Origin of the sequence: Klebsiella sp. DY2415, from assembly GCF_026314315.1 — a bacterium.
GTDB lineage: Bacteria > Pseudomonadota > Gammaproteobacteria > Enterobacterales > Enterobacteriaceae > Klebsiella > Klebsiella ornithinolytica.
The window spans coordinates 4619013-4633499 of the sequence record NZ_CP111115.1; the positions used below are offsets into that span (position 1 = coordinate 4619013).

Below are 14487 nucleotides of genomic sequence, written 5' to 3' on the forward strand. Positions count from 1 at the left end.
AGCTAGACCGTAAAGCCGAGCATCATGCCGGTATCTTCATGTTCCAGCAGATGGCAGTGCGCCATATAGGCATGCTCTTTCGACGCCTCGTGATCGAACTTCACCAGCACTTCACTGACGCCCCCCTCAACCCGTACGGTATCTTTCCAGCCGGAACGATGCGCGGCAGGCGCAGCGCCATTCTCCGACAGAATACGGAACTGGGTACCGTGAATATGGAACGGGTGCAGCATCATGTCGCCTTTGCCGGAAATCACCCAACGCTCATATTGCCCTTTTGCCGCGGCAAACATCGGGAGATTCATATCAAAGGCTTTGCCATTGATCCGGTTAGCATTATGGAAATCGAAACCGTCGGCACCGTGGTTCATCTGTCCCATGCCGCCGTGGTTCATGTTCCCCATATCGCCATGATTCATCTGCCCCTTGTCGCTCATATTGCCCATCATGCCGTGACCCATATTGCCGTGATCCATCATGCTACCGTGGTTCATGCCGGACATCGCCTGATCGCCATATTTTTGCATCAGCGCCTGCATTCCCATCATGTCCAGCATCGGATCCATCGACAGCTGGAGCGTGCGCTGTGTCAGCCCCTCCAGCGACGGCAGCGCCGGCATGCTGACCAAAGAATCCGGCAGTGTGCCGGATGCCTGGATCGTCAGCGGCTGGATGCGCAAGACCGGCTGCGGCTTGTCGAACGGCGCGATCGCCATCCCCATCTGGCTCACCGGCAAGGTGATCAGATCGAAGGCTTTACCATCGCGGGTATCCACCAGAACTTCAAAGCGCTCACCCATTAATACCGGCAGCCCGGTGACCTTCACCGGCTCGGCAAGCAGTCCACCGTCGCTGGCGATAACGTACATCGGCCGGTTATCGCTGGTGGAGAAATTCAGCGAGCGGGCGTTACAACCGTTCAGTAAACGCAAGCGAAGCCAGCCGCGCGGCGCGGCGTGTTCAGGATAGAGTGCCCCGTTCGCCAGTAAGGTATCGCCAAACCAGCCGACCGCCGCGCTCATCATGTCGAGCTGATAATCAATCTCTCCGGCAGCGGTAAAACGCTTATCCTGCACAATCACCGGTACGTCATCGATCCCCCACTGCTTCGGCAGCAGCAGCTGCTCGCTTTCTTCATCAGAAATCAGTACCAGCCCCGCCAGCCCCATCGCCACCTGGCGACCGGTTTTTCCATGCTGGTGCGGGTGGAACCAGCAGGTGGCGGCCCGCTGGCTGGGAGTAAAATTCACGCTGCGGGAGGCGCCTGGCGCAATGATCCCCTGTGGACCGCCGTCGACCTCACCCGGCACCTCCAGCCCATGCCAGTGAACGGTCGTCTCTTCGGCCAGGCGGTTGTGAATATCCACGGTCACCGCCTCCCCTTTTTTGAGCTTCAGCGCCGGCCCCAGCAGATTGCCGTTATAACCCCAGGTGGTCGCCTGATGCGGACCAAACTGCGTTTTTCCGGCCTGGATCGTTAATGTGATGCGATTACGTGCGTCGGCGGTCAGCAGATTAGGCACCGGCAGAGCCGGGCGGCTGGCGGCGAAAACCGAACGGCTCCAGAGCGGCAGCGCGCTGAATACGCCGGCCGCTGCGGTTAATTTGATAAATTCACGACGTTGCATTTTCACATCCTTTTTATTCTGCTGGTGAACTTTTGAGCTTAAACCTTCCACCAACAGGAAGGTCAAGCAGAAGAGTAAGAATAAAGCTCTACGTAGTGTAAAGAAGTATGCTAACTTTGAGCGTCCGTGATTCAATGGTAGAGAAAATGAAGACGCTTTTCAGAACAATAGTGCTCGGCAGCCTGCTTGCTCTATCCGCCAATAGCTATGCGTTAAGCGAGTCCGAAGCGGAAGATATGGCTGATTTAACGGCGGTATTTGTCTTCCTGAAAAACGACTGCGGTTACCAGAATCTGCCGAATACCCAAATTCGTCGCGCGCTGGTCTTTTTTGCTCAACAGAACCAATGGGATCTGAGCAACTATGACAGCTTCAATATGAAGGCGCTCGGTGAAGACAGCTACCGCGATCTCAGCGGTATCAAAATCCCCACCACGAAAAAATGCAAGGCGCTGGCCCGCGATTCGCTGAGCCTGCTCGCTTACGTTAAATAGGCCACCCGTCGGGCCCGGTCGCAATCCCGCCGCCTGTACAAGGTGGCCTGCTCCGCCCATCCCGCAGCCCGGCAATATTCCTGCTATTCAGCCCTGCGCCATGCGAACGGCTGAAATATCCGCCGTGCATCATCATCTATAGTTGGCTATGATGTTGCGCTCGTTTTTTCGAGTGTACCGGATGTTCACAATGGAGGAATCCGCCCGTGGCTGATAACAATCTGTGGCATGAAACACTGCACGACCATTTTGGTCAGTATTTTGCGGTTGATAATGTGCTGTATCACGAAAAGACCGATCACCAGGATTTGATCATTTTTGAGAACGCAGCCTTTGGCCGCGTGATGGCGCTGGACGGCGTGGTACAAACCACCGAACGCGATGAGTTTATCTATCATGAGATGATGACCCATGTCCCGCTGATGGCCCACGGCCAGGCAAAACACGTGCTGATCATCGGCGGCGGTGACGGCGCAATGCTGCGAGAAGTCTCTCGTCACAGCACCATCGAAACCATCACCATGGTCGAAATCGACGCTGGCGTGGTCTCGTTCTGCCGCCAGTATCTGCCAAATCACAATGCGGGCGCCTATGACGATCCGCGCTTTACGCTGGTGATTGACGATGGCGTCAATTTTGTTAACCAGACGACGCAAACGTTTGATGTGATCATCTCCGACTGCACCGACCCTATCGGTCCCGGCGAGAGCCTGTTCACCTCGGCCTTTTACGAAGGCTGCAAACGCTGCCTGAATCCCGGCGGTATTTTTGTTGCCCAAAACGGCGTCTGCTTCCTGCAGCAGGATGAAGCGATCGACAGCCACCGCAAGCTCGGCCACTATTTCAGCGATGTCAGCTTCTATCAGGCCGCGATTCCGACCTACTATGGCGGCATTATGACCTTCGCATGGGCGACCGATAATGATGCCCTGCGCGACCTGTCCAATGAAATTATCCAGGCGCGTTTTCACAAAGCGAACCTGAAGTGCCGTTACTATAATCCGGCTATTCACAAGGCGGCATTTGCCCTACCGCAATATTTACAGGATGCGCTGTCCGCCAGCGATCCTCAGTAAGGGGGTGAACTAAATTGAAAAAACTGAAGCTGCATGGCTTTAACAACCTGACCAAGAGCCTGAGTTTTTGTATTTACGATATCTGCTATGTCAAAACGGCAGAGGAGCGCGATGGCTACATCGCCTATATCGATGAACTCTATAACGCCAACCGTCTGACCGAGATTTTGTCAGAGACCTGCTCGATCATCGGCGCCAATATTCTGAACATTGCTCGCCAGGATTATGAACCTCAGGGCGCCAGCGTGACGATCCTGGTCAGTGAAGAACCCGTTGACCCACAGCTTATCGACCAGAGCGAACACCCGGGCCCGCTCCCGGAAGCCGTAGTCGCCCACCTCGACAAAAGCCATATCTGCGTGCATACCTACCCGGAAAGCCATCCGGAGGGCGGACTGTGCACCTTCCGTGCCGACATCGAAGTCTCCACCTGCGGGGTTATCTCACCGCTTAACGCGCTGAATTATCTTATCCACCAGCTGGAATCTGACATTGTCACTATTGATTATCGCGTCCGCGGTTTTACCCGTGATATCAATGGTATGAAGCACTTCATTGACCATGAAATCAATTCCATTCAGAACTTTATGTCCGAGGACATGAAAGCGCTGTATGACATGGTGGACGTCAATGTCTACCAGGAAAATATCTTCCACACCAAGATGCTGCTGAAAGAGTTCGATCTGAAGCACTACATGTTCCACACCAGACCCGAAGATCTCAGCGCAGAAGAGCGCAAGTCCATCACCGATCTCCTGTGGAAAGAGATGCGGGAAATTTACTACGCCAGAAATATCCCTGCCATCTGAACATCCGACGGCGCCTGCGGGCGCCGTGACTCGGGCTGAACCCGTCTGAGGGTAACGTTCTGCTCTTTGAGCGCGTTCTGTACCGTCTGCGAGCGATCGACGTCGGTTGCCACTTCACTAACACCGGCAAGCGGCGCCCGGTCAATAGCGGCGCATAGCGCGCGATCGCAGTGGCAAAATGATTATAATCAGTCAGGGCAAAAAAAAGCCGGGAGTTCGGCTCCCGGCGTGAATGCATGAAGGGGGTCAGGCTTTGCTGACAAACTCGCGGTACGCGGCCACCACCTGTAAAAAATCCTCAACGCCGCACAGAGAGAGGCTTTCTTCGTCGTAGTAGCTCATCCCCTCTTCGATTTCATCACCTGAAATCTCCAGCTGATTGGCGCGAATCATCACCTCTTCGCCATCCAGCCATAGCGTGTATTCATGTCCGGCACGCTGCCAGGAACGCTCGCTGCCTTTTACAGTGCGCGCGGCCTGTTCCACTTCATCCAGCAGGGCGAGGTTATCTTTCACCTCTTCGTTAAACCAGTGCCCCACCACCTCGTGGCCCATCGACATTCGCACCTTTACCACTCCGGTAATATCGCGCAGAAATTCGTAATCCATAGTGTCTTCCTCTGCAAGGGCAATGCGTCACCGCTACATTGTACCCATAGGGTAATTATCGCAGCACCCGGGCAGAAAAAAAGTGGACCAGATAGAGCAACAGCAAATAAAAGCGCCTCGGTCAGTTAACCGGTCATCTTACCGCCAACCGGCGGGCATTATTCCCCCCTTTCTTTACCCAATGCAGCTCTGCCGGCGTCAAATCCCTGCGCCTTTGCCCGATGCCGACGGCAATCGGCGTACCTTTAGCGCAGCAATAAAAAAGCCACTCCGAAGAGTGGCTTTGAGCAGCAAGATTCGTTTATACCGCGGTCTGGAAAATCACACCATCCGCTTTATCAGTGTACTGTTCCAGCTGGTTGAAGTTCAGATAGCGATAGGTATCCGCCGCGGTCTTATCGACCTGAGCGACGAAGGTCTGGTACTCTTCCGGCGTCGGCAGTTTGCCGAGCAGGGAAGCGACCGCAGCCAGCTCCGCAGAGGCCAGATAGACGTTAGCGCCGGTGCCTAAACGGTTCGGGAAGTTACGGGTTGAAGTGGAAACTACCGTCGCACCGTCCGCCACGCGCGCCTGGTTCCCCATACACAGGGAACAGCCAGGGATTTCGATACGCGCACCGCTCTTACCAAACACGCTGTAGTAGCCTTCTTCAGTCAGCTGTGCCGCATCCATACGGGTTGGCGGAGCCACCCACAGGCGAGTTGGCAGCTGGCCTTTGTGACTGTCCAGCAGCTTACCGGCGGCACGGAAGTGGCCGATGTTGGTCATGCAGGAACCGATGAAGACTTCGTCAATCTTCTCACCCTGCACGTCGGACAGCAGACGCGCATCGTCCGGATCGTTCGGCGCACACAGGATAGGCTCTTTGATATCCGCCAGATCGATATCGATCACCGCGGCATACTCGGCATCGGCATCCGCTTCCAGCAGCTGCGGATCCGCCAGCCATTTTTCCATCCCCTGGATGCGACGCTCCAGCGTACGGCGATCGCCGTAGCCTTCTGCGATCATCCACTTCAGCAGGACGATGTTGGAGTTCAGATACTCAACGATCGGTTCCTGATTCAGCTTAATGGTACAGCCGGCAGCAGAACGTTCTGCGGAAGCATCGGTCAGCTCAAACGCCTGCTCAACTTTCAGATCCGGCAGACCTTCAATTTCCAGAATGCGTCCGGAGAAGATGTTTTTCTTCCCTTTCTTCTCAACGGTCAGCAGCCCCTGCTTAATCGCGTACAGCGGGATCGCATGGACCAGATCGCGCAGGGTGATCCCCGGCTGCATCTTGCCTTTGAAGCGAACCAGCACCGATTCCGGCATATCCAGCGGCATGACGCCGGTCGCGGCGGCAAAGGCCACCAGACCAGAGCCCGCCGGGAAGGAGATACCAATCGGGAAACGGGTATGAGAGTCACCACCGGTACCGACGGTATCCGGCAGCAGCATACGGTTCAGCCAGGAGTGGATAACGCCATCGCCCGGGCGCAGAGAAACACCGCCACGGTTCATAATGAAGTCTGGCAGCGTATGGTGCGTGGTGACGTCAACCGGCTTCGGATAGGCCGCCGTATGGCAGAAGGACTGCATCACCAGGTCGGCAGAGAAACCAAGGCACGCCAGGTCTTTCAGTTCATCACGGGTCATCGGACCGGTGGTATCCTGGGAACCGACGGAGGTCATCTTCGGTTCACAGTAAGCGCCCGGACGAATACCGGCAACGCCGCAGGCGCGGCCAACCATTTTCTGCGCCAGCGAGTAGCCGCGGCTGCTTTCCGCCACGTCTTTTGCCTGACGGAATACGTCGCTGTGCGGCAGACCCAGCGCTTCACGCGCTTTCGTGGTCAGGCCGCGACCGATGATCAGCGGAATACGGCCGCCGGCGCGGACTTCATCAACCAGCACATCGGTTTTCAGCTCGAAGCTTGCCAGCAGTTCGTTGGTTTCGTGGTTACGCACTTCGCCTTTGAACGGGTAAACGTCAATCACGTCGCCCATATTCAGGTTGTTCACGTCCACTTCAATTGGCAGCGCGCCCGCATCTTCCATGGTATTGAAGAAGATAGGTGCAATTTTGCCGCCGAGGCAGAGACCGCCGCCGCGCTTGTTCGGCACGTTCGGGATATCGTCGCCCATAAACCACAGCACCGAGTTGGTGGCGGATTTACGCGAAGAGCCTGTACCCACCACGTCACCGACGTAGGCCAGCGGGAAGCCTTTTTGCTGAAGCGCTTCAATTTGCTTAATCGGGCCAACGGAACCCGGCTGGTCCGGCTCGATACCTTCACGGGCGTTTTTCAGCATCGCCAGCGCGTGCAGCGGGATATCCGGGCGGGACCAGGCATCTGGTGCCGGAGACAGGTCATCGGTGTTGGTTTCGCCGGTAACCTTGAATACGGTAACGGTGATTTTCTCAGCCAGCTGCGGACGGTTCAGGAACCACTCGGCGTCAGCCCAGGATTTCATAACCTGTTTAGCGTACTCGTTACCCGCTTTGGCTTTCTCTTCTACGTCGTAGAAGTTATCGAACATCAGCAGGGTATGGGACAGCGCTTTGGCGGCGATCGGCGCCAGTTTAGCATCGTCCAGTGCATCAATCAGCGGGTGAATATTGTAACCGCCCTGCATGGTGCCCAGCAGTTCAACGGCTTTTTCAGGGGTAACCAGTGGGGAGGTCGCTTCGCCTTTGGCGATAGCGGCAAGGAATCCGGCTTTAACATAGGCGGCTTCGTCGACGCCCGGCGGTACACGGTTGATTAACAGGTCTAACAGGAATTCTTCTTCACCCGCAGGCGGGCTCTTCAGCAGTTCTACCAGCGCGGCCATTTGGGTTGCATCTAAGGGTTTGGCAACAATCCCAACGGCTGCACGCTCAGCTACGTGCTTACGGTATTCTTCTAGCACGACGGTTCTCCTCGCTCTCATTGTAAAATGCGGTAGGCGATTCTCTTCACGCTCCTGTGAGACAGCAGTTTGTAGGGTAAATGCCCGATACCGCGTCGGCAGCATAGCAGGATTTTGGCGAGGTGTTAATCTGTTTACAAAAAAGCAACATTAAAATTTAGCTGAATCGTTAAGGGCAGGATTTTACAGGCTTTACGTACATTTCCCGGGATATAAATTTAATTCTGTTACAGAAAACTGAGCAAAATCCCAACAATCATCAAAAATCAAAAATAGACCTGCTTATACTCCGTCGCGAGCGCTATTTTCGGCGATACTCAGTGGAAACGGGCCCACTATAGCGCCGGGAGCTAACATGATACGACCTTTGAAACCCCACGTGATTGCCCTGGTGTGCAGTGCAGGGCTATTAGCCGCCTCTGGCGCTCTGTACGTCACAAGCCGCGCCGCAGAAACGCCGCCCGCGCCCGCTCCTGCCGCCCAACCCGCCGCTCCCGCTGCCGTTGAGCCCGCCGCTCCGACGGCGCAACCGGTCGCTGCCACCTACACGGCGGCGCAAATCGATCGGTGGGTCGCCCCCGTCGCCCTTTACCCGGATAACCTGCTGTCGCAGGTGTTAATGGCGTCGACCTATCCGAGCAACGTCCTGCAGGCCGTCCAGTGGTCGCAGGATAACCCAACGATGCAGGGAGACGCCGCCGTGCAGGCCGTGGCGAACCAGCCGTGGGATCCCAGCGTGAAATCGCTGGTCGCCTTTCCGGCGCTGCTGTCGCTGATGGGTGAAAATCCGCAGTGGGTGCAGGACCTGGGTAACGCGTTTCTCGCGCAGCCACAGGACGTAATGAATTCGGTGCAGAAACTGCGTGCCATCGCCCAGCAAACCGGGACGCTGAAATCGTCGCCGCAGCAGAAGGTGACCACGAGCAAAGTGACGCCGCCACCGACGACTTCCGCCGCCACGACAACGGTGAAAACCACCACGGTAGTCGAGCCTGCGCCCACCACCGAAATCATCAAGATTGAATCTACCGATCCGAACGTGGTGTATGTGCCAACCTACAACCCCAATACGGTTTATGGCACCTGGCCGAACACGACTTACCCGCCGGTCTATCTGCCGCCAACACCGGGCGAACAGTTTACCGATAGCTTCGTCAACGGTCTTGGTTTCAGCCTGGGGGTAGCCACCACCTATGCGCTGTTCAGCAGCATCGACTGGGATGATGACTATCATCACGAAGATGACTGGGATCACGGCGGCTACCATGGCGGCGGGAACAACAATATCAATATCGACGTCGATAACTACAACCATTTCAACAAGCAGCGCTTTGACGGCAACAACGCCGGCTGGCAGCATAACCCGGCGTTCCGCAACAACGTGCCGTACCCGAACAATAACGTGGCGCAGCGTTTCCACCAGACCAACGTTCCCGGCGGCCTGAGCGCCACGCAACGCACTCCGGCGAACCTGACCAACCAACGTCAGGCGGCGCTCGACCAGTTCCAGCACAGCACTCACAACGGCGCGGCCAAAGGTCTGACCGCGGGTGGAGTGGCGACGGCAGGCAACAGGGATTCCCAGCGCCAGGCGGCCTCACAACAGCTCAACAAAATTACCCAGCGCAGCAACTACCGGGGCTACGACACCCCGGAAAACCGCGCAGCGGCGAAGCAGAAGCAACAAAATTCGGCGGCCCAACAGCAGCGGCGGGAAAAGGCAAAATCGCACGTCCAGAACCCGACGGCGCAGCAGCAACAGCATCGCGATACGGCGAAGTCGCAGGTTCAACAGCGCCGCACCAACGCAACGCCGCCGCAGCGCCAACAGAGAGTGCAGAATGTTCGTTCGAATGCGTTCAGCGGCAACGACAGCCGGTCGCCATCGTGGGAGGCCCAGCGCCAGCGGGGCACCCAGAGCCGGAATACGGCGCACCTCAACACTAACCAGCGTGCGGCGGCGCAACAGCGCACCGGTCAACATCGCGAACTGCGTCATCGCTAAGGAGCGGTCATGAAAAAAGTCCTGATTTCTGGCTGGCTGGCGCTTTTTGCCCTGCCCGTTTTTGGCCAACAGTATTTTGCCACCCCGGAGAAGGCCGCCACCGCGCTGGCGGACGCCGTTTCGACACAAAACGAGACGGCGCTCAACGACCTGCTGGGGGAGGACTGGCGTCAGTACCTGCCGCAGCGAGAGGCAGACCCGGAAGCCGTCGCCCGTTTTCTTCGCGACTGGAAAGTCGGCCATAAGATTGTCGAGCAGGGGGACATGGCACACCTCAACGTAGGCCGGGAAGCGTGGCAGCTGCCGATACCGATGCTGAAAACAGCCGAGGGTTGGCACTTCGATATGGCGCAGGCGGCGGATGAGATCCAGACGCGGGAAATCGGCCGTAACGAGCTGTCGGCAATTCAGGCGATGCACGCCTACGTTGACGCGCAAAATGAGTATTACCAGCACTTCCAGCGCTACGCCAAAAAGCTGTTCAGTACTCCGGGGAAAAAAGACGGTCTGTACTGGCCAACTGAACCCGGCGAAGAGCCGAGCCCGTTGGGGCCGGCCTTTAGCCCCGTCGAACCGGGCGAAGGCTATCACGGCTACCGTTTCCGCCTTATCCACGACGGTGACAAGCAGACGGTCGCCCTGTTGGCGTGGCCCGTTGCATGGGGTGAAACCGGCGTGATGAGCTTTATGATCGATCGACGCGATCGCGTTTATCAGGCAAATCTGGGTCAGGATACGGCGACGTTAGTGAAGGCGATTACCCGCTTTACGCCAGACGAAAAGTGGCAGGCTATTGAGCAATAACCCCCTGCCCGGCGCATCCGTATGCCGCCGGGCGGGTTCCTCATCTGACGACGTTTAGCCCTGATGCGGCATCAGCTGTGGATAGCCGCTGAAGGCTGGTTTACTGCTGCTTAAGGCCGCCTCATCACTGTGAATACTGCCCGAGTTCGCCGCCCATACGCCTTCCGTGGTTTTGCTGATCGCCTGATGCTGTGCATTCAGGTTCTGACCCATGGCTGCGATATGGGTGTTTTCCGTACCACCGCTATTGTCGGCCCAGGGAATGGCAGGATCTGCGGCGCAAGCCGCAGCAGAAGCCAGGGTGGCGGCAAACAGGGCTGTTGTTAAAACGAGTCTCATAATACACCTCACCAGATAGTTAACTGCCTATAAGTTTATGGCGTAATTATTTTCAATGTATCTATAAGATGTGCCGATTTATTAACGCAGACACAGTTCTAAACATCGGGCATAAAAAAAGCGGCTCTCAGAGCCGCTTTTGCATTTTGCCGGAAAGAAAAACTTACTTTTTCTTCGCTTTCGCATTCGGCAGGTCGGTGATGCTACCTTCGAACACTTCTGCCGCCAGGCCAACGGACTCGTGCAGAGTCGGGTGCGCGTGGATGGTCAGCGCGATGTCTTCTGCGTCACAACCCATTTCGATAGCCAGACCGATTTCACCCAGCAGCTCGCCGCCGTTGGTGCCGACAATCGCGCCGCCGATAACACGGTGGGTCTCTTTGTCGAAGATCAGTTTGGTCATACCGTCTGCGCAATCAGAAGCGATCGCACGGCCAGATGCTGCCCACGGGAAGGTGGCAGTTTCGTAGCTGATGCCTTTCTCTTTCGCTTCTTTCTCGGTCAGGCCAACCCAGGCAACTTCTGGCTCGGTGTAGGCGATTGACGGGATCACTTTCGGGTCGAAGTAGTGCTTCAGACCGGAGATAACTTCGGCGGCAACGTGACCTTCGTGAACGCCTTTGTGCGCCAGCATCGGCTGACCGACGATATCGCCGATAGCGAAGATGTGCGGCACGTTGGTACGCAGCTGCTTGTCAACGCGGATAAAGCCGCGTTCGTCAACTTCAACGCCCGCTTTGCCTGCGTCAAGGTTTTTACCGTTCGGTACGCGACCGATAGCGACCAGCACCGCGTCATAACGCTGTGCTTCAGCCGGGGCTTTTTTGCCTTCCATGGAAACATAGATACCGTCTTCTTTTGCTTCAACGGCAGTCACTTTGGTTTCCAGCATCAGGTTGAATTTCTTGCTGATGCGTTTGGTGAAGACTTTAACCACGTCTTTGTCGGCAGCCGGGATCACCTGGTCGAACATTTCAACCACGTCGATCTCTGAACCCAGCGCATGGTACACGGTACCCATTTCCAGACCGATGATACCGCCACCCATAACCAGCATACGCTTCGGTACGGATTTCAGCTCCAGCGCATCGGTGGAGTCCCATACGCGCGGATCTTCGTGCGGAATGAACGGCAGCTGAATCGGACGGGAGCCCGCTGCGATGATCGCATTGTCGAAGTTAATCACGGTTTTACCGTTTTCACCTTCCACTTCCAGGGTGTTAGCGCCGGTGAATTTACCCAGACCGTTAACCACCTTCACTTTACGACCTTTGGCCATGCCAGCCAGACCACCGGTCAGCTGAGTGATGACTTTTTCTTTCCAGGTGCGGATCTTGTCAATGTCGGTTTTCGGTTCGCCGAAAACGATGCCGTGCTCGGCCAGCGCTTTCGCTTCTTCGATAACTTTAGCAACGTGCAGCAGTGCTTTAGAAGGGATACAGCCGACGTTCAGGCAAACACCGCCGAGGGTGCTGTAACGTTCTACGATGACGGTCTCCAGACCTAAATCAGCGCAACGGAAGGCAGCAGAATAGCCTGCAGGACCTGCCCCAAGTACCACGACCTGAGTTTTAATTTCAGTACTCATCATGACCTCTGTAGTTTGTATCCGGCGGGTCTGACGCTATTGTTATACACTTCATCCTTCAAGCCGCCTCTGCGTTGGCTGCGCTCGCTCACCCCGGTCACGTACCGCTTGTACGCTCCAGGGATTCACTCCCTTGCCGCCTTGACGCAACTCGAATTTTTTTGTGTAAATTACGCCCATGTCCACCGGGACGTTCTATCCGCCTGCATTTTACAAAATTGTTAACAATTTTGAAACAACAAACGGCAAACGATTTTGTCCTTTGTTGCTGATAACCCCGAAACGAAGACAAGATTACCAGAAAAAAGCCGGCCGTCAGGCCGGCTTTTCGCTTACATCACCAGGCGGCGAATATCGCTCAGCATGTTGTTGATGATGGTGATAAAGCGCGCACCATCAGCACCATCGATCACGCGGTGGTCGAAGGACAGAGAGATAGGCATCATCAGACGCGGTACAAACTCTTTACCATTCCACACCGGTTCCATCGCGGATTTGGACACCCCGAGGATAGCCACTTCCGGCGCGTTAACAATCGGCGCGAAGTGGGTTGTCCCCAGGCCACCGATGCTGGAGATGGTGAAGCAACCGCCCTGCATTTCGCCAGCCGTCAGCTTACCATCACGCGCTTTCTTAGAGATAATCGTCAGTTCACGAGACAGCTCGGTAATGCTCTTCTTGTTCACATCTTTAAAGACCGGAACAACCAGACCATTCGGCGTATCAACCGCCACCCCGATGTTGATGTATTTCTTCAGCGTCAGACGCTGTGCATCTTCGGACAGCGAGCTGTTGAAGCGTGGCATCTGCTCAAGCGCAGCGGCAACCGCTTTCATGATGAAGACAACCGGGGTGAATTTCACGTCCAGTTTGCGCTTCTCAGCTTCAGCATTCTGCTGCTTACGGAAGGCTTCCAGATCGGTGATATCGGTTTTGTCGAAGTGCGTAACGTGCGGGATCATGACCCAGTTACGGCTCAGGTTAGCACCAGAGATTTTCTGGATACGGCCCAGCTCAACTTCTTCCACTTCACCAAACTTGCTGAAGTCCACTTTCGGCCACGGCAGCATGCCCGGCAGACCACCACCGGCGGCAGCGGCAGGCGCAGCTTCAGCGCGTTTCACCGCGTCTTTCACGTAAGCCTGAACGTCTTCGCGCAGGATACGGCCTTTACGACCGGAGCCTTTCACTTTCGCCAGGTTGACGCCGAATTCGCGCGCCAGGCGACGAATCAGCGGTGTCGCATGAACGTAAGCGTCGTTTTCAGCAAACTCAGATTTGCCTTCCGCTTTCGCCGCAGGAGCAGCAGCCGGTTTAGCCGCCGGAGCCGGGGCAGCAGCTGCCGGAGCAGCAGCCTGAGCCGGAGCTGCGGCAGGCGCAGCGCCCTCCACTTCGAAGACCATAATCAGCGAACCGGTAGAGACTTTGTCGCCGGTGCTGATTTTGATTTCTTTGACGGTGCCTGCAAACGGTGCCGGCACTTCCATAGAAGCCTTGTCGCCTTCTACGGTGATCAGAGACTGTTCAGCGGCAACTTTGTCGCCCACTTTCACCATCACTTCGGTGACTTCGACTTCATCACCGCCGATGTCCGGTACGTGAACGTCTTTCGCGCCAGCAGCGGCTGCTGGTGCTGCGGCAGCGGCAGGAGCGGCTGCCTGTGCCGGAGCTGCAGCAGGTGCCGCGCCAGCAACTTCGAAGACCATGATCAGCGAGCCGGTAGACACTTTGTCGCCGGTGTTGATTTTGATCTCTTTCACGGTACCCGCGAACGGCGCCGGAACTTCCATAGAGGCTTTATCGCCTTCTACGGTGATCAGGGACTGCTCAGCCGCAACGGTATCGCCCACTTTAACCATGATCTCGGTGACTTCAACTTCGTCGCCGCCGATGTCCGGCACGTGAACGTCTTTTGCCGCCGCTGCAGCAGGTGCTGCTGCCGGGGCCGCTTCTTTCTTCTCTTCTGCCTTGGCAGGTGCAGCATCAGCTGCACCGTCGGCGGAATCGAAAATCATGATCAGTTTACCGGTCTCAGTTTTGTCGCCGACAGAGACTTTGATCTCTTTTACGACGCCAGCCTGCGGAGACGGGACTTCCATAGAGGCTTTATCGCCTTCTACAGTGATCAGCGACTGTTCAGCTTCAACTTTGTCGCCTACTTTGACCAGGATCTCGGTGATTTCAACTTCATCAGCCCCGATGTCCGGTACATTGATTTCGATAGCCATTATTCTTT

At 56.1% G+C, this 14487-nt stretch carries 11 protein-coding genes; 5 read left to right on the forward strand and 6 right to left on the reverse strand.

What is annotated here, in order from left to right:
- Nucleotides 1-2: 2 nt before the first annotated feature.
- A complete protein-coding gene (gene cueO / locus OQV00_RS21965) occupies nucleotides 3-1628 on the reverse strand; it encodes a multicopper oxidase CueO (RefSeq protein ID WP_015585137.1) in 1626 nt (541 codons plus the stop codon).
- Between the two features lie 146 nt (nucleotides 1629-1774).
- Between cueO and OQV00_RS21970 the strand changes: the two genes are divergently transcribed.
- The 3 genes from OQV00_RS21970 to speD all read left to right on the forward strand — a co-directional run bounded on the left by OQV00_RS21970 (nucleotide 1775) and on the right by speD (nucleotide 4007).
- Nucleotides 1775-2122 (forward strand): YacC family pilotin-like protein, encoded by a 348-nt coding sequence (locus OQV00_RS21970; protein ID WP_015585138.1) that lies wholly within the window; start codon nucleotides 1775-1777, stop codon nucleotides 2120-2122.
- 206 nt (nucleotides 2123-2328) lie between these two features.
- On the forward strand, nucleotides 2329-3198 hold the full coding sequence (gene speE / locus OQV00_RS21975) for a polyamine aminopropyltransferase (RefSeq protein ID WP_004857937.1): 870 nt from the start codon (nucleotides 2329-2331) through the stop codon (nucleotides 3196-3198).
- Nucleotides 3199-3212: 14 nt separating this feature from the next.
- A complete protein-coding gene (gene speD, locus OQV00_RS21980) occupies nucleotides 3213-4007 on the forward strand; it encodes an adenosylmethionine decarboxylase (RefSeq protein WP_004857935.1) in 795 nt (264 codons plus the stop codon).
- 246 nt (nucleotides 4008-4253) lie between these two features.
- Here speD and yacL read toward each other — a convergent pair whose 3' ends face one another.
- Together yacL and acnB are read right to left on the reverse strand one after the other, a co-directional pair.
- Nucleotides 4254-4616, reverse strand: a complete 363-nt coding sequence (gene yacL, locus OQV00_RS21985; RefSeq protein WP_004857933.1) for a protein YacL — start codon at nucleotides 4614-4616, stop codon at nucleotides 4254-4256.
- A 301-nt stretch (nucleotides 4617-4917) separates the two neighbouring features.
- Nucleotides 4918-7515, reverse strand: a complete 2598-nt coding sequence (gene acnB / locus OQV00_RS21990; RefSeq protein ID WP_004857931.1) for a bifunctional aconitate hydratase 2/2-methylisocitrate dehydratase — start codon at nucleotides 7513-7515, stop codon at nucleotides 4918-4920.
- A gap of 355 nt (nucleotides 7516-7870) precedes the next feature.
- On the opposite strand from acnB, the gene OQV00_RS21995 reads away from it, so the two are divergent.
- Together OQV00_RS21995 and OQV00_RS22000 are read left to right on the forward strand one after the other, a co-directional pair.
- Complete coding sequence (locus OQV00_RS21995; RefSeq protein WP_160873269.1) at nucleotides 7871-9520, forward strand: DUF3300 domain-containing protein; 1650 nt, start codon at nucleotides 7871-7873, stop codon at nucleotides 9518-9520.
- Between the two features lie 9 nt (nucleotides 9521-9529).
- Nucleotides 9530-10324, forward strand: a complete 795-nt coding sequence (locus OQV00_RS22000; RefSeq protein WP_266279427.1) for a DUF2950 family protein — start codon at nucleotides 9530-9532, stop codon at nucleotides 10322-10324.
- A gap of 54 nt (nucleotides 10325-10378) precedes the next feature.
- Here the strand turns inward: OQV00_RS22000 and OQV00_RS22005 are convergent, their stop codons facing one another.
- The 3 genes from OQV00_RS22005 to aceF form a co-directional block, all read right to left on the reverse strand.
- Nucleotides 10379-10663, reverse strand: a complete 285-nt coding sequence (locus OQV00_RS22005; RefSeq protein ID WP_004857926.1) for a hypothetical protein — start codon at nucleotides 10661-10663, stop codon at nucleotides 10379-10381.
- A 163-nt stretch (nucleotides 10664-10826) separates the two neighbouring features.
- Nucleotides 10827-12251, reverse strand: coding sequence for a dihydrolipoyl dehydrogenase (lpdA, locus tag OQV00_RS22010; RefSeq protein ID WP_004857924.1), 1425 nt, complete (start codon nucleotides 12249-12251; stop codon nucleotides 10827-10829).
- Nucleotides 12252-12583: 332 nt separating this feature from the next.
- Nucleotides 12584-14479, reverse strand: a complete 1896-nt coding sequence (gene aceF, locus OQV00_RS22015) for a pyruvate dehydrogenase complex dihydrolipoyllysine-residue acetyltransferase (RefSeq protein ID WP_266279429.1) — start codon at nucleotides 14477-14479, stop codon at nucleotides 12584-12586.
- Between the last annotated feature and the right edge of the window lie 8 nt (nucleotides 14480-14487).